Origin of the sequence: Mesobacillus sp. S13, assembly GCF_020422885.1 — a bacterium.
Taxonomy (GTDB): domain Bacteria; phylum Bacillota; class Bacilli; order Bacillales; family Cytobacillaceae; genus Mesobacillus; species Mesobacillus selenatarsenatis_A.
Map to the genome: position 1 here is coordinate 1,746,920 of NZ_CP084622.1, position 20,022 is coordinate 1,766,941.

General features: G+C 44.5%; 21 protein-coding genes. 20 read left to right on the top strand and 1 reads right to left on the bottom strand.

From position 1 onward, the window contains the following. Positions 1–150 precede the first annotated feature (150 nt). From recG to rnc, 7 genes are all read left to right on the top strand, one after another. Positions 151–2,331 carry an ATP-dependent DNA helicase RecG gene (gene recG / locus LGO15_RS08735; protein ID WP_226087855.1) on the top strand — a complete coding sequence of 727 codons (2,181 nt, stop codon included), beginning with the start codon at positions 151–153 and terminating at the stop codon, positions 2,329–2,331. A gap of 219 nt (positions 2,332–2,550) precedes the next feature. Next, positions 2,551–3,120 (top strand): transcription factor FapR, encoded by a 570-nt coding sequence (gene fapR / locus LGO15_RS08740; protein ID WP_167831782.1) that lies wholly within the window; start codon positions 2,551–2,553, stop codon positions 3,118–3,120. Between the two features lie 13 nt (positions 3,121–3,133). Continuing rightward, positions 3,134–4,111, top strand: a complete 978-nt coding sequence (gene plsX, locus LGO15_RS08745) for a phosphate acyltransferase PlsX (protein WP_226087348.1) — start codon at positions 3,134–3,136, stop codon at positions 4,109–4,111. Positions 4,112–4,161: 50 nt separating this feature from the next. Next, positions 4,162–5,109 (top strand): ACP S-malonyltransferase, encoded by a 948-nt coding sequence (fabD, locus tag LGO15_RS08750; RefSeq protein ID WP_226087349.1) that lies wholly within the window; start codon positions 4,162–4,164, stop codon positions 5,107–5,109. Continuing rightward, positions 5,106–5,849: a 3-oxoacyl-[acyl-carrier-protein] reductase gene (gene fabG, locus LGO15_RS08755; protein WP_167831779.1), complete on the top strand. Its 744-nt coding sequence runs from the start codon at positions 5,106–5,108 to the stop codon at positions 5,847–5,849. The genes fabD and fabG overlap by 4 nt, the downstream gene beginning before the upstream one ends. A 449-nt stretch (positions 5,850–6,298) precedes the next feature. Next, on the top strand, positions 6,299–6,532 hold the full coding sequence (locus LGO15_RS08760) for an acyl carrier protein (RefSeq protein WP_167831778.1): 234 nt from the start codon (positions 6,299–6,301) through the stop codon (positions 6,530–6,532). 264 nt (positions 6,533–6,796) lie between these two features. Next, positions 6,797–7,564, top strand: coding sequence for a ribonuclease III (rnc, locus tag LGO15_RS08765; protein ID WP_167831777.1), 768 nt, complete (start codon positions 6,797–6,799; stop codon positions 7,562–7,564). Between the two features lie 204 nt (positions 7,565–7,768). Here the strand turns inward: rnc and LGO15_RS08770 are convergent, their stop codons facing one another. After that, positions 7,769–7,975: a hypothetical protein gene (locus LGO15_RS08770; RefSeq protein WP_226087350.1), complete on the bottom strand. Its 207-nt coding sequence runs from the start codon at positions 7,973–7,975 to the stop codon at positions 7,769–7,771. Positions 7,976–8,072: 97 nt separating this feature from the next. Between LGO15_RS08770 and smc the strand changes: the two genes are divergently transcribed. From smc to LGO15_RS08835, 13 genes are all read left to right on the top strand, one after another. Beyond that, positions 8,073–11,639 (top strand): chromosome segregation protein SMC, encoded by a 3,567-nt coding sequence (smc, locus tag LGO15_RS08775; RefSeq protein WP_226087351.1) that lies wholly within the window; start codon positions 8,073–8,075, stop codon positions 11,637–11,639. Positions 11,640–11,733: 94 nt separating this feature from the next. Continuing rightward, positions 11,734–12,738, top strand: a complete 1,005-nt coding sequence (gene ftsY / locus LGO15_RS08780) for a signal recognition particle-docking protein FtsY (protein ID WP_226087352.1) — start codon at positions 11,734–11,736, stop codon at positions 12,736–12,738. 100 nt (positions 12,739–12,838) lie between these two features. Next, positions 12,839–13,168, top strand: a complete 330-nt coding sequence (locus LGO15_RS08785) for a putative DNA-binding protein (RefSeq protein ID WP_167831774.1) — start codon at positions 12,839–12,841, stop codon at positions 13,166–13,168. A gap of 13 nt (positions 13,169–13,181) precedes the next feature. Next, positions 13,182–14,534, top strand: a complete 1,353-nt coding sequence (gene ffh, locus LGO15_RS08790) for a signal recognition particle protein (RefSeq protein WP_226087353.1) — start codon at positions 13,182–13,184, stop codon at positions 14,532–14,534. 109 nt (positions 14,535–14,643) lie between these two features. Then, the gene (gene rpsP, locus LGO15_RS08795; protein WP_167831772.1) at positions 14,644–14,916 is read left to right on the top strand and encodes a 30S ribosomal protein S16; all 273 of its coding nucleotides are present in this window, start codon (positions 14,644–14,646) and stop codon (positions 14,914–14,916) included. A 14-nt stretch (positions 14,917–14,930) separates the two neighbouring features. After that, positions 14,931–15,161, top strand: a complete 231-nt coding sequence (locus LGO15_RS08800; protein ID WP_023614919.1) for a KH domain-containing protein — start codon at positions 14,931–14,933, stop codon at positions 15,159–15,161. A 176-nt stretch (positions 15,162–15,337) separates the two neighbouring features. After that, the gene (locus LGO15_RS08805) at positions 15,338–15,730 is read left to right on the top strand and encodes a YlqD family protein (protein ID WP_226087354.1); all 393 of its coding nucleotides are present in this window, start codon (positions 15,338–15,340) and stop codon (positions 15,728–15,730) included. A 7-nt stretch (positions 15,731–15,737) separates the two neighbouring features. Beyond that, a complete protein-coding gene (gene rimM / locus LGO15_RS08810) occupies positions 15,738–16,256 on the top strand; it encodes a ribosome maturation factor RimM (protein ID WP_167831770.1) in 519 nt (172 codons plus the stop codon). After that, positions 16,256–16,996, top strand: coding sequence for a tRNA (guanosine(37)-N1)-methyltransferase TrmD (gene trmD, locus LGO15_RS08815; protein WP_226087856.1), 741 nt, complete (start codon positions 16,256–16,258; stop codon positions 16,994–16,996). Before rimM ends, trmD begins: the two co-directional genes overlap by 1 nt. 130 nt (positions 16,997–17,126) lie before the next feature. Beyond that, positions 17,127–17,471, top strand: coding sequence for a 50S ribosomal protein L19 (gene rplS / locus LGO15_RS08820; RefSeq protein ID WP_079508409.1), 345 nt, complete (start codon positions 17,127–17,129; stop codon positions 17,469–17,471). Between the two features lie 188 nt (positions 17,472–17,659). Then, the gene (gene lepB / locus LGO15_RS08825; RefSeq protein ID WP_226087355.1) at positions 17,660–18,214 is read left to right on the top strand and encodes a signal peptidase I; all 555 of its coding nucleotides are present in this window, start codon (positions 17,660–17,662) and stop codon (positions 18,212–18,214) included. A gap of 55 nt (positions 18,215–18,269) precedes the next feature. Continuing rightward, positions 18,270–19,157, top strand: a complete 888-nt coding sequence (gene ylqF, locus LGO15_RS08830; protein ID WP_226087356.1) for a ribosome biogenesis GTPase YlqF — start codon at positions 18,270–18,272, stop codon at positions 19,155–19,157. A 76-nt stretch (positions 19,158–19,233) separates the two neighbouring features. Beyond that, positions 19,234–20,013: a ribonuclease HII gene (locus tag LGO15_RS08835; RefSeq protein WP_226087357.1), complete on the top strand. Its 780-nt coding sequence runs from the start codon at positions 19,234–19,236 to the stop codon at positions 20,011–20,013. Positions 20,014–20,022 lie beyond the last annotated feature (9 nt).

Sequence of the window (20,022 nt, forward strand, 5' to 3'; positions counted from 1 at the left end):
GCCCGAAAACAGCCTGCACAGGCAAAATCAGTAAAAGCAGTCTTGCATTGCCCGAAAACAGTTTGCACAAGCAAAAACGGTAAAAGCAGAGGTTCTGCATTGCCCGAAAACAGCCTGCACAGACAAAAACGGTAAAAGCAGAGGTTTTGCATTGCCCGAAAAAGAGCTAGGCAGTCAAAAAGGGATTTAGCAGAACTTCAGAAACAGCGTGAGGAGGGGGAGCGGCAACACCGGTTGGCCAGGAGCTGGAGGCCTCGATTATCGGTATACCGCTTGATAATCATGAATGTACAATTAAGACAACCAGTAACAGCAGTTAAAGGAATCGGTAATGAAATGGCGGATACCTTGGCAGACATGCGCATCAGGACTGTCGGTGACTTGCTTGAATACTTCCCATACCGTTATGAGGATTATCGACTTAAGGATCTTGCGGAAGTTAAACATGACGAGAGGGTCACGGTAGAAGGAGTGGTTCACAGCGAACCTTCCGTTGTATATTATGGCCGCAAAAAGAACCGTTTGACAGTGAGGCTTTTAGTTGGCCGTTATTTGATCATTGCTACATTCTTTAACCAGCCCTATCTAAAGCAGAAAATAAATGTCGGGGAAACCATCTCAGTTACCGGGAAGTGGGATCAGCACAGACAGACGATCACCGCCACTCAAATGTCAGTAGGTGAGCATGCAAAGAGCCAGGATTTCGAACCTGTGTATGCTGTAAAAGGGAAAATGACCGTGAAAACGATCAGAAGGCTGATCAAGCAGGCATTCTCCCAATTCGGACACGAAATCGAAGAAATCTTGCCGGCGGAGCTTCTTCAGAAGTATAAGCTGCTGAACCGAAGGGATGCTCTAAGGATCATGCATCTCCCGTCAGGTTCTGAAGAGATGAAGCAGGCAAGAAGAAGGTTTGTTTATGAGGAGTTTCTTTTATTCCAGCTTAAAATGCAGTCCTTGAGAAAACTCGAACGGGAACAGAGCCCAGGAATTGCGATTTCATATGAATTGGACAAGCTAAAAGCATTCATCTCAGGCCTGCCCTTTCCGCTAACAGGGGCGCAGAAACGGGTGGTGAATGAAATTCTTGGGGACATGAAGTCACCTTATCGCATGAATCGCCTCCTTCAGGGAGATGTAGGCTCGGGTAAAACAGTCGTTGCAGCGATTGCACTTTATGCCTCTAAGACTGCCGGTTATCAAGGGGCATTAATGGTTCCGACCGAAATTTTGGCCGAACAGCACTCGCAGTCATTGGCGCAAATGCTGGAACCTTTCGGGATTTCAGTTGCCCTTCTGACAAGCTCTGTCAAAGGCAAGCGGCGAAGGGAAATGCTTGATCAGCTAAAGCTCGGTGAAATTGACGTTTTGATAGGGACACATGCTTTGATCCAGGATGAAGTGGATTTTCACAACCTGGGACTGGTGATTACGGATGAACAGCATCGTTTCGGTGTTGAGCAGAGACGAGTGCTGAGGGAAAAAGGGGAAAATCCTGATGTCCTGTTCATGACTGCGACTCCAATACCACGGACTCTTGCCATTACCGTTTTTGGTGAAATGGATGTCTCAGTGATCGATGAAATGCCAGCAGGCCGAAAAACAATTGAAACGTATTGGGCGAAACACGAAATGCTTGAAAGAGTTCTTGCCTTCATGGAAAAAGAGCTGGCGAAAGGAAGACAGGCCTATGTGATTTGCCCTCTTATCGAAGAGTCTGATAAGTTGGACGTCCAGAACGCAATTGATGTGCACAGCACATTGAGCTTCTTTTTTAAGGACCGTTACAAGGTCGGACTGATGCATGGACGCCTTCATTCTGATGAGAAAGAACAAGTCATGAAATCATTCAGTGAAAATGAGGTCCAGGTCCTTGTTTCGACCACAGTAGTCGAGGTTGGGGTGAATGTACCGAATGCGACGGTCATGCTGATTTATGACGCCGAGCGATTTGGCCTGGCACAGCTTCACCAATTAAGAGGCAGGGTTGGACGTGGCAGTGACCAATCGTACTGTATTCTGCTTGCAGATCCTAAAAGTGAAGTCGGGAAAGAGCGTATGAAAATTATGTCTGAAACGAATGATGGATTTGTCCTTAGTGAGAAGGATTTAGAACTTCGGGGGCCAGGAGACTTCTTTGGAAAAAAACAAAGCGGCCTGCCGGAATTCAAGGTGGCAGATATGGTCCATGATTACCGTGCGTTAGAAACAGCGAGGAACGATGCTGCTTTGCTTGTTCAATCAGAAGCTTTCTGGCACGGCGGAAAATATAGATTATTACGGGTGTATCTGGAGGAAACAGGTGCTCTTGCCAATGAGAAACTGGATTGACCTTTAGTGAATCTATTGACTATTGAAAGATTCATAGAATGGACGAAAGCAGATTCAATTGTGAGTCTGCTTTTGTTTTGCGGGGAATGGAACGCGCTAGCTACATAATGAAGCTCAATATGGTGGGCGCCGCTTTTCTATTTTCTTCTTGCAATCTTTTTTTATTATATATATACTACTATTAGTACCTAGTCTTAATAGCTCGGGCGGTGTTAAGTAATGAAACGCAATAAAAGAGAACGTCAGTCCATGTTGACTGTGACGATAAAAGAAAATCCATTCATTACGGATGAGGAATTGGCCGAAAAGTTTTCCGTAAGTATCCAGACAATTAGGCTGGATAGATTGGAATTATCAATTCCTGAATTAAGGGAAAGAATTAAAAACGTGGCAGAAAAACGTTTTGAAGATGAAGTCCGGTCATTGCCGCTGGAAGAAGTAATTGGAGAAATTATCGATATCGAACTTGACCAGAGTGCTATATCAATTCTCGATATAAAAAGAGAACATGTATTCAAACGGAATAAAATCGCCAGGGGGCATCATTTGTTTGCCCAGGCTAATTCACTGGCAGTTGCTGTCATAAATGATGAGCTTGCTTTAACAGCTAAAGCGAATATCCAATTCACAAGGTCGGTAAAAGAAGGTGAACGGGTAATCGCCAAAGCAAGAGTTAAAAAAATCGATAGTGAAAACGGACGGACACTTGTAGAAGTGGTCAGTTTTGTGAACAGTGAAAGTGTTTTTAAAGGCGACTTTGAGATGTATCGTTCAAAAAATGATAAGTAAGGGATGAAAAGCGATGAGGCTAGCAGTAGATGCGATGGGCGGAGACAATGCACCAAGAGAAATCGTCCTCGGAGCAATGAAAGCAATCGAAAAATATGATGACATACATATCGTCCTTGTAGGCGACGAAAAAAAAATCAGGGAGCACCTTACAAAAGAAGAGAGAATTGAAATTCTTCATACTGAAGAAGTGATTCTTGGTACGGATGAGCCTGTCAGGGCAGTGCGCCGTAAGAAAACAGCTTCCATGGTCCTGGCAGCCCAGCAAGTTGCTGACGGCAAGGCGGATGCCTGTATTTCCGCTGGCAACACAGGAGCTTTGATGGCAGCCGGATTATTCGTGGTTGGAAGAATTGAAGGGATTGAAAGACCTGCGCTTGCGCCGACTCTACCTACAATTGGCGGGGAAGGCTTCCTGCTTCTGGATGTCGGAGCCAATGCTGATGCGAAGCCTGAACACCTTGTCCAATATGCAATCATGGGCTCGATCTACAGCGAGAAGGCAAGAGGAATCGCGAATCCGCGTGTGGGCTTGCTGAATATCGGAACAGAGGAAAAAAAGGGCAACGAGCTTGTCAGGAACACTTTTGAATTATTGAAGGACGCAGATATTAACTTCATCGGTAATGTTGAATCCAGGGACCTTCTCGAGGGAGCAGCAGATGTTGTTGTCGCAGACGGTTTTACAGGTAATATGGTCCTGAAAACCATTGAAGGAACTGCGATGTCAGTGTTTAAAATGCTTAAATCTGCTTTGACTTCAAGCTTTAAAAGTAAGATGGCTGCAGCTGTTCTGAAGCCGGATCTGACAGTGCTGAAGAATAAGATGGATTACACGGAATATGGCGGTGCTGGACTTTTTGGCCTTAAGGCTCCGGTAATCAAAGCTCATGGATCTTCTGATGCGAATGCAGTTTTTAATTCAATCCGTCAGGCGAGGGAAATGGTCGAGAAGGATGTATCGGGAACGATCAAATCAGCCATTGAATAAAAAAAAGTATAGGCAACGTTATAAAAAAACGAGTTAAAGGGGAATCTTTCATGGGGAAAATCGCGTTTTTGTTTCCTGGACAGGGATCGCAGACAGTAGGGATGGGACAGGCCCTTGCAAATGCAGAACAATCAGTCTCAGAAACTTTTAAAAAAGCGGACGAGGTCCTGGGGGAAAGCTTAAGCACCCTGATTTTTGAAGGGCCGCAAGAAAAACTTACGCTTACGACAAATGCTCAGCCTGCTCTTTTGACGACTAGTATTGCGATCTTGAATTATTTCAGCCAGTTTGGGATCAGGCCGGACTATACTGCCGGCCATAGTCTGGGTGAATATTCTGCATTGGTCGCTTCAGAAGCTATTTCGTTTGAAGATGCTGTGTTTGCAGTCCGGAAACGTGGTGAGCTCATGGAAGAAGCTGTCCCAAATGGAGAAGGAACAATGGCAGCTGTACTCGGTATCGATCGCCATAAGCTCATCGATGTGACCGAAACTGTAACCGCTGGCGGAAACCCTGTTCAGTTGGCCAACTTGAATTGTCCTGGCCAAATCGTGATTTCTGGTTCAAAGCTTGGAGTGGAAGAAGCCTCTGTAAAAGCAAAGGAAGCTGGAGCCAAACGGGTCATACCTCTGGATGTCAGTGGTCCATTCCACTCATCACTGATGAAGCCGGCTGCTGAAAAATTTGAATCGATACTGGAAAACATAGAAATAAAAAATGGGGTTGTCCCGGTAATCGGAAATGTTACTGCCGAACCGATGACAGATGCTTCTGAATTCAAGAAAAGGCTGGTGGAACAGCTCTACTCTCCGGTACTATGGGAGGATTCAGTCGCTAAAATGCTGGAACTTGGTGTCGATACTTTTATAGAAATCGGACCAGGAAAGGTCTTGTCTGGGCTAGTTAAGAAAGTAGACCGCTCAGCAAAGACGTTCGCCATCAATGATGCAGAAACTTGTGCAGCCGTTGTTGCTGCCCTGAAGGAGGAGAAGGAATGAGGCTGGAAGGTAAAGTGGCGCTTGTAACTGGGGCTTCACGTGGAATTGGAAGAGAAATTGCATTAGAACTTGCCAGGGAAGGCGCGTCCGTTGCTGTCAATTATGCAGGCAGTGAAGCAAAGGCCCTTGAAGTGGTTGATGAAATCAAGGCAATGGGACGAGATGCATTTGCCATCCAGGCAGATGTCTCCAATTCAGAATCAGTAACTGATATGGCCAAGGGAACGATCGAGCGGTTCGGCAAGATTGATATTCTTGTTAACAATGCAGGTATAACTAAAGACAACCTGTTGATGAGGATGAAAGAGTCTGAATGGGATGATGTCATCAACATTAACTTAAAAGGTGTCTTTCTGTGTACGAAAGCAGTCACAAGACAAATGATGAAACAGAGAAGCGGAAGGATAATCAATATCTCCTCCATTGTCGGTGTAAGCGGAAATCCTGGGCAGGCTAACTATGTTGCTGCAAAATCAGGTGTGATCGGGCTTACAAAAACATCTGCGAAGGAACTATCCTCAAGGGGCATCACCGTGAACGCAGTGGCTCCAGGCTTCATCACGACAGACATGACGGATAAGCTAAATGAGGAAGTTAAAACGGAAATGCTGAAGCAGATTCCCCTAGCGCGTTTCGGCGAGCCAAAAGACATCGCAAGAACAGTCGTCTTCCTGGCCTCCGAAGACAGCGCCTATATGACAGGCCAAACCCTCCACGTAGATGGCGGCATGGTGATGTAGGATTTATTTAAAGCTACTAGGGAAGTGCTAAACGATAAGGTCGCATATAATTTAATCCGAAAATTGGGCTCTGTTATAAGCAACACTTAGATTAAACAACCTGTTGATTGTAGTGGAAGGCGCGTAGACTCCTCCGAAAATGCTACCGCATTTCCATCGTGCGTGGGCAGATTCGAGGAAGCTCAATCAATGTCCTGCGGGATAAGCAAGTAATGGGGAGACCCCACAGGCGCATAAAGCGCCGAGGAGGCTCCCCGACTGCAAGGAAGAATTGGTTTATGAAAAATCCGGCCTTTGGAATTTTTCATTATTCTTCCCCGCGGAAAGCGAAGCGCCTGGAACGAAAATCAACAGACTAGTTTAACAGAGCCCTAATATTAAAAAGTTATTACAGCCATTTATTATTTAAATAAAATCAACTATAATGGCTTGAGGGGAGGTGAACAAGCATGGCAGACGTTTTAGAACGCGTAACAAAAATTATTGTTGACCGTTTGGGAGTAGATGAATCTCAAGTAACTTTAGAAGCATCTTTTAAAGATGATCTTGGTGCTGATTCCCTTGATGTTGTTGAATTGGTAATGGAATTAGAAGACGAGTTCGACATGGAAATTTCTGATGATGATGCTGAAAAAATCGGTACAGTTGGTGACGCTGTTAACTACATAAATAGCCAAAAGTAATTGTTCGATTTACTGAGAAGCTCCGTTTTTATAAACGGGGCTTTCTTCTGTAAAAAAGTCCTAAAATCTTGTCAGTTAATGTTATTTGAGTTGTAACTAAGTAAACGAAAAAGTAATCTGCTGGAATAGACCAAGTTTTTTTGCTTTATTGGCGTTATTTTTTGTAAACTGTTAGTAGTCTGTTTTGTTTTGCAATGACACAATCAACGAAATCTGCAATTCATTTAATAACAGCTTTAAATTATGAGCAAGGTGGAATAAATTATGCGCAACAATGGAAGAGAAAGAGAAAAAAAGAATACTCGCGCAAAGGAGCAGAAGTTCAAAGAATTCCAGGACAAAATTGGTATTCATTTTGATAGTGAGAAGCTTTTAAAACAGGCATTTACACATTCATCCTATGTGAATGAGCATCGGAGAAAGCCCCATGAAGATAATGAGAGGCTGGAGTTTCTTGGTGACGCTGTTTTGGAACTGACTGTATCCCGTTTCTTATATAAGAAGTACCCGATGATGAGTGAAGGAGAACTTACTAAGCTGCGCGCAGCTGTAGTCTGTGAACCATCACTTGTAGCTTTTGCTAATGAACTTTCCTTTGGTGAACTTGTTTTGCTTGGAAAGGGAGAAGAAATGACTGGTGGAAGAACAAGGCCAGCTCTGTTGGCAGATGTATTTGAGGCGTTCATCGGTGCCTTATACCTGGATAAAGGAATTGAAACAGTCACTACATTCCTAGAAGAAATCGTGTTTCCGAAAATCAATGCCGGTGCTTTTTCTCATGTGATGGATTTTAAGAGCCAGCTTCAGGAACTTGTACAGCGGGACGGTGCGGGCTCGCTTGAATATCGGATCATGAAGGAAATTGGTCCAGCGCACAGCCGGGAATTCGAATCCAGAGTTTTCTTGAATGGGCAAGAATTAGGGACAGGCACTGGACGCTCGAAAAAGGAAGCCGAGCAACATGCTGCCCAGATGGCCCTTGAAAAATTGAAATCCCATATGGAAGCAAATATGGAAATGGGCGATAAATAGAACGATTTTTACAAAAGAAGATGCATCTAAAATTCAAAATTGTCTAGCTCCAGCGCCTAGCCAGTTTTCATCCCCGACACTGCATCCTTGAGTATCTTGCGAGAAGCGTTAGCTTTGAGCAGCTCGAGTCGCTTGTATAGCTGCGGCTCCTAACTCCTCGAGACGTTTCGGTCCTGCCAATGAAGTCAAAGAGCGACTTCACTGTCAAGCCCTCCAACGCTTGTCGGAGTTGGGCAGTCGCCTCCGCTTTTCGAATTGTCTAGTTTCGCCTCCTAGAAACTCCGAAACTTCAACTCCGCCGGCAGAAGCAAAAAGCGCTTCTTTGTCGGAGTCTCCAGTTTCTGCGTTTCTGGGCAGTCGGCTATACTTTTCGATTTCGGTCCGCCCAATGAAGTCAAAGAACGACTTCACTGGTCGGCCCTCCAGCGCTTGTCGGGGCTGGGCAAGGCGCTTGCGCTTTTCGAATGACAACTTAGAGAAATAGTTTAACTGGAAAGGGAGAGCCATATTGTTTTTAAAACGATTAGATGTGGTCGGCTTTAAATCGTTTGCGGAAAGGATTTCAGTAGAATTCGTTCCAGGTGTGACTGCTGTCGTGGGTCCAAATGGTAGCGGGAAAAGCAATATTACTGACTCCATCCGCTGGGTTCTGGGGGAACAATCAGCCAAGTCGCTTCGTGGTGCAAAAATGGAAGATATCATTTTTGCTGGAAGTGATTCACGGAAGCCGCTGAATTTCGCAGAAGTAACGTTGACCCTTGATAATGAAGATCAATCACTGCCGCTGGATTACAATGAAGTGAGTGTAACCCGGCGTGTCTACCGTTCAGGAGACAGTGAATATTTGATCAACAAACAGAATTGCCGACTTAAGGATATTGTTGATTTGTTCATGGATTCAGGACTGGGCCGTGAAGCTTTCTCCATTATCAGCCAAGGGAGGGTTGAGGAAATCCTCAACAGCAAACCTGAGGACCGCAGGACGATTTTTGAAGAGGCTGCTGGTGTCCTGAAATACAAATCCCGAAAGAAAAAAGCAGAAAGCAAGCTTTTTGAAACGCAGGAAAATTTAAATCGGGTGACGGACATCATCCATGAATTAGAAGGCCAGGTAGAGCCGTTAAAAATCCAGGCTGCAATTGCAAAGGATTACCTGCAGCAAAAGGAAGAACTAGAACAGATTGAAGTAGCGTTGACTGCCTATGAAATCGAAGATCTGCATGGGCGATGGGAACAGCTTTCCAGGCAGCTTGAACAGCATAAGGAAAATGAAATCAAACAGTCTGCTGGCCTTCAGAAGAAAGAAGCTGAAATTGAAAAAATGAGGGACCAGCTTGCCGCGCTGGACGAATCAGTCAGCGATTTGCAGAATGTGCTTTTGTATGCAAGTGAGGAGCTAGAAAAGCTTGAAGGCAGACGAGAAGTACTCAAGGAAAGAAAGAAGAATGCATCACAAAACAAAGGGCAGCTAGAAAAGAATATTGCGGAGCTGACAACTTCGATTGAGCAGCTGGAAAACCAGAAGGCTGAGTACGAACAATCTGTTTCTGTATTAGCTGGCGAAGCTGCCGCATTCCAGAAAGAGCTTCAGCAGAAGCAGGAGCAGTTAAAGTTATACAGTGAAGATGTCGAGCATAAAATCGATTCTATCAAAAGCGATTATATCGAGGTGCTGAACGAACAGGCTGGTGCCAAAAATGAAAAAATCTATATTGAACAACAGCTGCAGCAGCAAGCAGCCAAAGGATCCAGGCTGGATAATGACAACGATCGTTTTGTCTCAGTTCGTGATGAAATCAATGAGAGGAAAGCGGAAATAGAGAAAAAGGTGGCCTCTACCCAGCAGGAATTGGAGGAGCAGGCTAGAATCTTTTTTGAAGAACAGAAGAAGCTTGAATCCTTACGGAATAATTACGAGAAGCAAGAGAAAACATTGTATCAAGCCTATCAGTACTTGCAGCAAGCTAAATCAAAGAAAGAAATGCTCGAAGAAATGGAAGAGGATTATTCAGGCTTTTTTCAAGGTGTAAAAGAAGTGCTGAAGGCGAGGGATACCCGTCTGCAAGGAATAGAGGGTGCGATTGCTGAACTCATTCAAGTTCCTAAGCAATATGAAACGGCAATGGAAACGGCTCTCGGCGGTGCGATGCAGCATATTGTTGTCCAAAATGAAGAGAATGCGAGAGCAGCAATCCAGTTCCTGAAGCAAAAATCATTTGGTAGAGCTACCTTCCTTCCCTTGAGCATCATCAAAGGGAAATATTTGGCATCCTCACAGCTTTCGCTTCTTTCAGGCCACAGTGCTTATGTCGGTACTGCTGAGGAATTGATTCAATTCGATCAAAAGTATGCCGAAGTCGTAAAGAACTTGCTTGGCAATGTAGTGATCGCCAGGGATTTAAAAGGTGCCAATGAAATTGCCAAAATGCTGCAATACCGCATCAGGATCGTTACACTTGATGGCGATGTGGTCAATCCTGGCGGGTCGATGACTGGGGGAGCAGTGAAGCAAAAATCGAGTTCTCTCCTTAGCCGTAAGGGTGAACTTGAGGACTTAACGTCCAAGCTTGCTGATATGGAGGAAAAGACCAGATCGCTTGAATCGAAGGTCAAATCATTAAAGGCAGAAACACAAGCAAGTGAAGCAAGGCTAGAAGAACTGCGGAAAGCAGGGGAAGAGCTGCGCTTCAAACAGCAGGGCTTAAAAGGTGACCTACGGGAAGTAGAATTGGAACAGAAAAATATAAATGAACGGTTATCTGTATACGATTCTGAGAAGACACAGCTTGATACCGATAAAGTAAAGCTAGAATCTAGATTGGTTGAACTCGACGGCCTACTGGCTAAGTATCGTGAAAATCTTCTCAAATTCGATAAAGAAATAGAACGCTTGACCGAGCTGAAGAACTCGAATTCTACTTCCAAGGATACCCTTGTATCTGAAATCAGTGATTTGAAGATCAGCCTGGCTTCCAAGAAAGAACAGCTTTCACATGTGAAGGAAAAGCTTGATTCAGCCGTTAACCAGGCAGAGGAGCAATCACGGAAATTGGATATTTTAAAAGAGGATCTATCTCTTCTTTCCTCTGAAATGACCGATAGTTCTTCCGGGGAAACGCAATTGGAAGAAGCGGCAAGAAGAAAGCTGCAGGACAAGAATGAAACGCTTAAGCTGATTTCTTCGCGTAGGAATGAGCGTTTGGAGCTTCAAAATAAGCTCGAGGACCAGGAACTGGAATCAAAGGAGCTAAGGCGGCTTCTAAAGGGTATCAATGAAGTTCTCAGGGACGAAGAAGTAAAGCTGAACAGACTTGACGTTGAACTGGATAATAAGCTTGCACACCTTCGCGAGGAGTATCTGCTTTCATATGAAGCAGCTAAGGAACAATATCCTTTGACCATCCCGGCAGATGAGGCGAGAAGAAAAGTTAAGCTGATCAAAATGTCGATTGAGGAACTGGGGACGGTGAACCTCGGTTCTATTGAAGAATACGAGCGTGTCTCAGAGCGCTATGAATTTCTTTTGGAGCAGAAAAATGATCTGCAGGAAGCCAAGGATACTTTATTCCTTGTTATCGAGGAAATGGACCATGAGATGAAAAAGCGGTTTGAACAGACATTCACCGCGATCCGTTCACACTTCGAGTCCGTGTTCCAGGCATTGTTTGGTGGAGGCAGAGCGGACCTGAGGCTAACTCAGCCTGATGATCTCCTGAATACTGGGGTTGAAATTGTCGCTCAGCCACCTGGAAAAAAACTGCAAAACCTTGGTCTATTATCTGGCGGGGAGCGCGCGTTGACGGCGATTGCACTATTGTTCTCCATCCTGAAAGTCCGTCCAGTGCCATTCTGTATCCTGGATGAAGTGGAAGCTGCATTGGATGAAGCCAATGTTTACCGTTTCGCTCAATACCTGAAGAAATACCGAGAAGAAACACAGTTTATTGTGATCACTCACCGCAAAGGTACAATGGAAGAAGCGGACGTCCTTTATGGGGTGACCATGCAGGAATCTGGAGTCTCCAAGCTGGTATCCGTCCGGCTTGAAGATTCAAATGAACTGGTGAAAGCTTAATTTAACGTTCTGCCTCCAGAGAGATGGGTTGCCCTGTTCATCTCCTCAAGCGGAATGGGGTCTTATTGAATTAATGTAGGAAGGCGATGGAACCATGAGTTTTTTTAAGAAACTAAAAGAAAAGTTTACGACACAAACTGAAAGTGTCACAGAGAAATTCAAAGATGGTTTGACGAAAACAAGGGATAACTTCTCCAATAAAGTGAATGACCTTGTATCGCGCTATCGTAAAGTTGATGAAGAATTTTTCGAAGAGCTGGAAGAAATTTTGATCCAGGCAGACGTTGGCTTCGAAACAGTAATGGAATTAATCGAAGAGCTGAAAAAAGAGGTCAAACGCCGCAATATCCAGGATACAAAAGAAGTCCAGTCTGTCATCTCCGAGAAGCTCGTTGATATCTATGAGGCCGGATCTGATGTTGACTCTTTCGAGCTGAACATCCAGGAAGACGAGTTGACCGTCATTTTGTTCGTTGGAGTCAATGGTGTCGGCAAGACAACAACTATCGGCAAACTGGCCCATAAGTTCAAGTCAGAAGGGAAAAATGTCTTGCTTGCTGCAGGAGATACCTTCCGTGCAGGTGCAATCGAACAACTAGAAGTTTGGGGCGAGCGCGTTGGTGTCGACGTCATCAAGCAGGCTGAAGGTTCTGATCCGGCAGCTGTCATGTATGATGCTGTCCAGTCGGCGAAGTCAAGAAAAGCGGATATCCTGATTTGTGATACTGCCGGCAGATTGCAAAATAAGGTAAACCTCATGAAAGAACTTGAAAAGGTCAAGCGTGTCATTGAACGGGAAGTGCCGGGAGCTCCTCATGAAGTCTTGCTAGTGCTTGATGCCACTACTGGCCAAAACGCCTTGATCCAGGCTAAAACCTTTAAAGAAGCGACTGACGTAAGCGGCATCGTCCTTACTAAGCTTGATGGAACAGCAAAGGGCGGTATTGTTCTTGCCATCCGCAATGAGCTGAACATTCCGGTTAAATTTGTGGGCCTTGGTGAAAAAATGGATGACTTGCAGGAATTTGATGCTGAAAGGTATGTATATGGCCTTTTCGCAGACGTGGTCGATAAAGAGGAAACTGAAGAGGAATCGTGATTTACCAACAAATCGCTGTAAAGAACTTTTCTTGACAGGGAAGATGATCGTGTGTAAACTCTTAATGTAAAGGTATTTCACTTAACATGGGGGAATCGAAATGCTTGAGAAAACGAACCGGATGAACTATTTGTATGACTTTTATCAGGCATTGCTGACTCCAAAACAAAGCAGTTATATGGCTCTGTACTATCTTGATGACTATTCGCTCGGAGAGATTGCTGAAGAGTATGATGTAAGCCGGCAGGCTGTATACGACAACATCAAACGCACGGAAGCGATGCTCGAGGAGTATGAAGAAAAGTTGTTGTTGTTCGGAAAATTCCAGAAAAGAAGTGAGCTTATTTCAAAGTTGAAAAAGCGTATCGGGGATGGAGAGAACGATCACGATTTGCATGAAATGATAGCCGAGCTTGAGAAATTAGACTAGGGAGGCGCATGATATGGCATTTGAAGGATTGGCCGACCGACTGCAAAATACGATGCAAAAGATCCGTGGAAAAGGCAAGGTCTCGGAAGCGGATGTAAAAGAAATGATGCGAGAGGTCCGTCTGGCGCTTCTAGAGGCTGACGTTAACTTTAAAGTTGTTAAAGACTTCGTCAAGAAAGTCACTGAAAGGGCAGTTGGCCAGGAGGTTGTCAAAAGCCTGACACCGGGCCAGCAGGTCATTAAAGTTGTTAAAGAAGAACTTACTGAGCTGATGGGCGGAGAGCAAAGCAAGATCGCTGCCGCAAATCGTCCTCCGACTGTCATCATGATGGTCGGTCTTCAAGGTGCTGGTAAAACGACCACCACCGGTAAGCTTGCAAATCTCCTCCGCAAAAAATACCATCGAAAACCGTTGCTTGTAGCGGCAGATATCTATCGTCCAGCTGCCATCAAGCAGCTCGAGACACTCGGCAAGCAATTGAGCATGCCAGTATTCTCGCTAGGAGACCAGGTCAGCCCTGTTGAAATTGCAAAACAGGCGATTGCCAAGGCGAAGGAAGACCATAATGACTATGTCCTCATCGATACTGCAGGTCGTCTCCATGTGGATGAAAACCTGATGGACGAGCTGAAGCAGATCAAAGAGCTTTCCAAACCAGACGAGATTTTTCTTGTTGTCGATGCGATGACAGGTCAGGATGCCGTGAATGTCGCACAAAGCTTCAATGAACAGCTTGGCTTGACTGGCGTTGTCCTGACAAAGCTTGACGGTGATACACGTGGCGGTGCAGCGCTATCCATCCGTGCTGTTACCAATACTCCGATCAAATTCGTCGGTCTTGGTGAAAAGCTTGATGCCCTGGAAGCATTCCACCCTGAAAGGATGGCGTCCAGGATCCTAGGTATGGGAGACGTTCTTACCCTGATCGAGAAGGCGCAGGCAAACGTCGATGAAGAAAAGGCGAAAGAGCTTGAGAAAAAAATGCGTACTGCATCCTTTACTCTTGATGACTTCCTGGATCAGCTTGGCCAGGTGAAAAAGATGGGGCCATTGGATGAAATCCTGAAAATGATGCCTGGCGCGAACAAAATCAAGGGCATGAACAATCTTCAAATCGACGAAAAGCAAATCTCGCATGTCGAGGCGATCATCCAGTCAATGACCGCCCATGAAAAAACTCATCCTGAAGTCATCAACGCCAACAGGCGGAAACGGATCGCGAAGGGTAGCGGTACCTCCATCCAGGAAGTAAACCGCCTGCTCAAGCAGTTCGAAGATATGAAAAAGATGATGAAACAGATGACGAACATGCAGCAAAAAGGCAAGAAAAAAGGCGGTTTCAAACTGCCGTTCAACCCGTTTTAACTTGTAAATTAAGGTATTTTCAGTCTGTAAAGAAAAAACACTTTACAAGCTGTTTTCTATTTGGTATTATTCTATCTTGTGTGAAACTATTCGGAGGTGCTTATTTAAAATGGCAGTAAAAATTCGTTTAAAGCGTATGGGAGCTAAAAAGTCTCCTTTCTATCGTATTGTAGTAGCTGATTCCCGTTCACCACGTGACGGCCGTTTCATCGAGTCTGTAGGAACTTACAACCCAGTTGCTCAACCAGCAAAAGTTGAACTTAACGAAGAGTTAGTTCTTAAGTGGTTGAATGACGGTGCAAAACCATCTGATACAGTGCGTAACTTGTTCTCTAAGCAAGGTATCATGGAAAAATTCCACAACTCAAAGCTTAGCAAGTAATTGTGGACACGCCCATGAAAGAATTAATTGAGACGATCGTGAAGCCACTTGTTGATTTTCCTGAAGATGTCCATGTAAATGAACATGAAGAGGATCAGCGCGTTACCTATAAGCTTTCCGTCAACAAAAGTGATATGGGCAAAGTTATTGGTAAGCAGGGACGCGTTGCAAAGGCGATTCGAACAGTAGTCTATGCAGCAGGTTCATCACAGCAAAAGAAGATTTTCTTAGAAATCGTCGAATGACAATCATCTGCGCAAGCAGAAGATAGATAACTCTATAAATGATTGTTCTGGAAGGGAGGGGTAACCCTCCTTTTTTCTATTTGTAGAAATTAAGGTATAATAAGTACTTGATATATATTTATGATCAATAGTTTAATTATTATTTTTCATTTGCTTGGCTTTAAGGGGGAGATGCTTTGAAGGTACTGCAAACAATCATTGTCAAACAGGTACTGACGGAAGAGAGCAAGGAGAAAATCCACCAAAAATACCACTCCAGAAAGCTTCAGCTGCAGAAGGAATGCGATCAACTGAGATTTGAACTGAAGAAGCTGGAAAAATCAAAGAAGTTTCCGCCTGAAACATTGAAAAAGCATTTTGAACAAGAAATAAAAGTTCATAAAGAAAAAATCAAGCTCCTGGATTTTCAAATAGAACAACTACATATTCTTCCGCTTGGGAGTGAAATTAAAGAAACGGAGCTGCAAGGAATTGTCGACGTTAGTGTTGGCGATCAATGGGATGAGTTTCTTTCAGGAAAGACTATTATTGTGAAAGATGGCATCGTGGCCGAAATACGCGAGAGGTGATTGAGAAATGGAAAAGTATTTTAATGTCGGAAAGATAGTAAATACGCATGGCATCCGCGGCGAAGTTAGAGTGATTTCAAGAACCGACTTTCCAGAGGAACGTTATAAGATAGGGAATACATTATTTTTATTCATGCCAGGTTCAAAGGAACCGGAGGAATTGATAGTGAAAAGCCACAGAGTCCATAAGAATTTTAACCTGTTGACATTTGAAGGGTTCGACAATGTCAATCAGGTAGAAAGAATGAGGGATGGCATCCTTAAGGTTCCAGAAACTCAGCGCGGGCATCTAGAGGAAGGCGAGTTTTATTTCCAGGATATCATCGGCTGCAGCATGTTTACAACAGAAGGTGAGGAACTCGGCAAGGTCATCGAGATCTTGACTCCGGGTGCCAATGATGTCTGGGTTGTAAAGGGAAGCAATGGCAAGGAACTCCTGATCCCATATATTGAGGACATCGTGAAAAAAGTGGACGTCAAGGAGAAGGTTATTGAAATTGAGCCGATGGAAGGGCTTCTTTCATGATGAACATCGATGTCCTGTCTATTTTTCCAGAAATGTTTGAGGGTGTGCTTGGTCATTCAATCCTGAAAAAAGCTGCTGAAAAAGGAGCGGCACAGTACAATGTTGTCAATTTCAGGGACTTTGCTGATAACAAACATCAGACAGTCGACGACTATCCATATGGCGGCGGTGCTGGCATGGTGTTGAAACCACAGCCGATTTTCGATGCTGTGACGGATTTGAAAGAGCGAGCAAAAAGCACTTCCCCGAGGGTGATCCTCATGTGCCCTCAGGGTGAACGATATACACAGAAGAAAGCGGAAGAGCTGGCAAAGGAAGAGCATTTGATTTTTATCTGCGGCCATTATGAAGGATATGATGAGCGAATACGGGAGCATGTCATCACCGATGAGATTTCCATCGGAGATTATGTCCTGACCGGAGGAGAGCTTGGAGCGATGGTTGTCATTGACAGTGTCGTGCGCCTGCTTCCGGGTGTCCTTGGCAGTGAAGAGTCCCATATCCAGGATTCCTTCAGCACTGGCCTGCTGGAGCACCCTCACTACACAAGGCCGGCAGACTTTCGAGGTTTGAAGGTTCCTGATGTTCTTATTTCAGGCAACCATAAGCTGATTGATGAATGGCGGATGAAAGAAAGCCTAAGAAGGACCCTCCAGAGAAGGCCGGATCTACTTGAGGAGGCAGAACTGACACAACAGCAAAAAAAGTGGCTTGATGAACTGATAAAAATGAATGAATAATATTGCAGACAGGTCCAGTTTATGTTAAGATACTTCTTGTGGCTAAAAGCAATCGTGCTATATGCCGCTTATAACAATGTTCCGCTGCAATGAAAGTGTGCAAGAGCATTCGTGGGAGGAGTTGAATACGATGCAACAATTAATCGAAGAAATCACAAAAGCACAACTTCGCACTGATCTTCCATCTTTCCGTCCTGGTGACACAGTACGTGTACACGTTAAGGTTGTTGAAGGAACTCGCGAACGTATCCAGTTGTTTGAAGGTGTAGTGATTAAGCGTCGTGGCGGTGGAATCAGCGAAACTTTTACAGTACGTAAAGTTTCTTACGGAGTAGGCGTTGAGCGTACTTTCCCTGTTCACACACCAAAAATTGCGAAGCTTGAAGTTATCCGTCGCGGTAAAGTCCGCCGTGCGAAACTTTACTACCTACGTAACCTGCGTGGTAAGAAAGCTCGTATTAAAGAAATTCGATAAGAATGAATGTCAAAAAGGAGCTTGCCTAGCCAAGCTCCTTTTTCATTCAGATTCTTTTCCAAATATGAGTGTGTAACTATTATTAAATTTATTTAAAAAATCATCGCCCATCGTGTTTATCTTGTCTGACTTATGTAAAATAAAGTTATGTACTCAAACAACATTTATTTCGGAATGGTGGGAAAAGAATGACCGAGAAAAAGAAGAATGAACTATGGGAATGGACGAAGGCACTTCTGATTGCTGTCGTGCTGGCAGCAGTGATTCGATACTTTTTATTTGCTCCGATCGTGGTGGACGGTTTATCCATGATGCCCACACTCCATGATCAGGACAGAATGATCGTGAATAAGCTTAGCTATCAGGTTGGGGAGCCAGAGAGATTCGATATCATTGTCTTTCATGCACCCGAGAACAAAGATTACATAAAAAGAGTAATCGGCCTTCCAGGCGATAAGATAGAATATAAAAATGATACGCTATATGTCAATGGAAAAGCATATGAAGAACCGTACTTGGAAGAATATAAAAAACAGGTAATTGATGGGCCGCTGACGGATCCATTCACACTGGAAGAGAAGATTGGCAGGGAAACTGTTCCTGAAGGCCATCTTTTCGTTATGGGCGATAATCGCCGTTTCAGCAAGGATAGCCGACACATTGGCACTGTGCCATTTGATGAGGTGCTCGGCAAGACGAGCATCATCTATTGGCCAATTGAGGATATTCGCACAATAGACTAGGAAAGCACTCCAACAGGCATAAGGGAGATTGCGTAACAGATAGGAGGTGGCTGCTTTGACGATCCAATGGTTTCCAGGCCATATGGCGAAGGCGCGCAGAGAGGTCACGGAAAAATTAAAGCTTGTGGATGTCATCTATGAATTGGTGGACGCACGGATACCCTATTCGTCCAGGAACCCAATGATTGACGAAATCATCCAGCACAAACCGAGAATTGTATTACTGAATAAAGCGGATATGGCAGATAAAGCCGTGACCGAACAATGGCTTCGCTACTACCGTGAAAAAGGGATCACTGCGCTGGCGATCAATTCTCAAGCTGGTACCGGCTTAAAGCAAATAGTCCAGGAATCAAAGGTTCTTTTAAAAGACAAATTTGACCGCCTTAAATCAAAAGGAGTCAAGCCGAGAGCAATCAGGGCAATGATTGTGGGAATCCCGAACGCTGGGAAATCGACTTTGATCAACAGGCTTGCCGGCAAGAATATCGCCCAGACCGGGAACAGGCCTGGTGTGACTAAGTCGCAGCAATGGATTAAAGTTGGCAAGGAATTAGAACTCCTCGATACACCGGGAATCCTTTGGCCGAAGTTTGAGGACCAGCAAGTAGGAACAAAGCTTGCAGTTACTGGGGCAATCAAAGATACGATCCTCAATCTTCAAGACCTGGCTGTATATGCTTTGAGATTCTTGGAAAAGCTTTATCCAGAACGGCTGCAGGAGAGATACAAGCTTTCCGAACTCCCAGAGGAGATTGTAGAGCTATTTGATCAAATCGGCGATTTCCGCGGCTGCAGAATGCCTGGTGGATACGTAGACTATGATAAAGTCGCAGAGCTTGTAATCAGGGAGATACGGACTGAAAAGCTAGGTCCGTTATCTTTTGAACGTCCAGAGGATTTAGCATCCCTGGATGAAATAGAAGGCGACACACAAAAATAAAGGTCCTGAGCTCAGGGCCTTTATTTTTGGTTTCAAATGCCGATACATAATAAAGAAGTATTTTAGGAGAAAATCTATGGAAAAATACACAATTAGTGAAATTGAACAGCAGCTTTTCGGGAAAGAGGAAGTAGACAAAGAAATTCTGAAAGTCTTTAAAAAAGACATCCGCAAAGGCGTGCAAAAACTCGTTTTGAAATGGGAAAGGCAGGAAGCACAAAAAAAACTAGTCCATGAGCAATTCGTGAACATGACTTCCTTTGAAAAGAAATGCCGGTCTGAAGGTTTCCGGAATATAGCGGGGATAGATGAAGCTGGCCGAGGTCCGCTTGCTGGTCCGGTTGTCGCAGCAGCCGTCATTCTGCCGGAGAACTTTTATCTTCCAGGTCTAAATGATTCTAAAAAACTGACAGAATCAAAAAGGGATGAATATTTTGAGATTATCAGGGCAGAAGCAGTTGGTGTTGGAGTCGGAATAATCAGTGCTGCGGAAATAGATGAAATAAATATTCTTCAGGCCAGCAAAAAAGCGATGCTTACTGCTGTTAACGAATTAGGAATCACACCCGACTATCTTCTGATAGATGCCGTCAAGCTGGACACACCTTATCCGTTTGAAGCGCTGATCAAAGGGGATTCCAGAAGCATCTCCATCGCGGCAGCTTCCATTATTGCCAAGGTGACGAGGGATAGGCTGATGAAAGAACTTAGTTTGGAATATCCCCAATATGGATTCGGGGCAAATATGGGGTATGGAACTCCTGAACACTTGAAGGCGCTTAGAGAGCAGGGTGTGACAGAGCACCACAGGAAGACTTTCGCTCCAGTAAGAGAGAGTATTGAGCAGAACTGGTAAAGCAGGTGA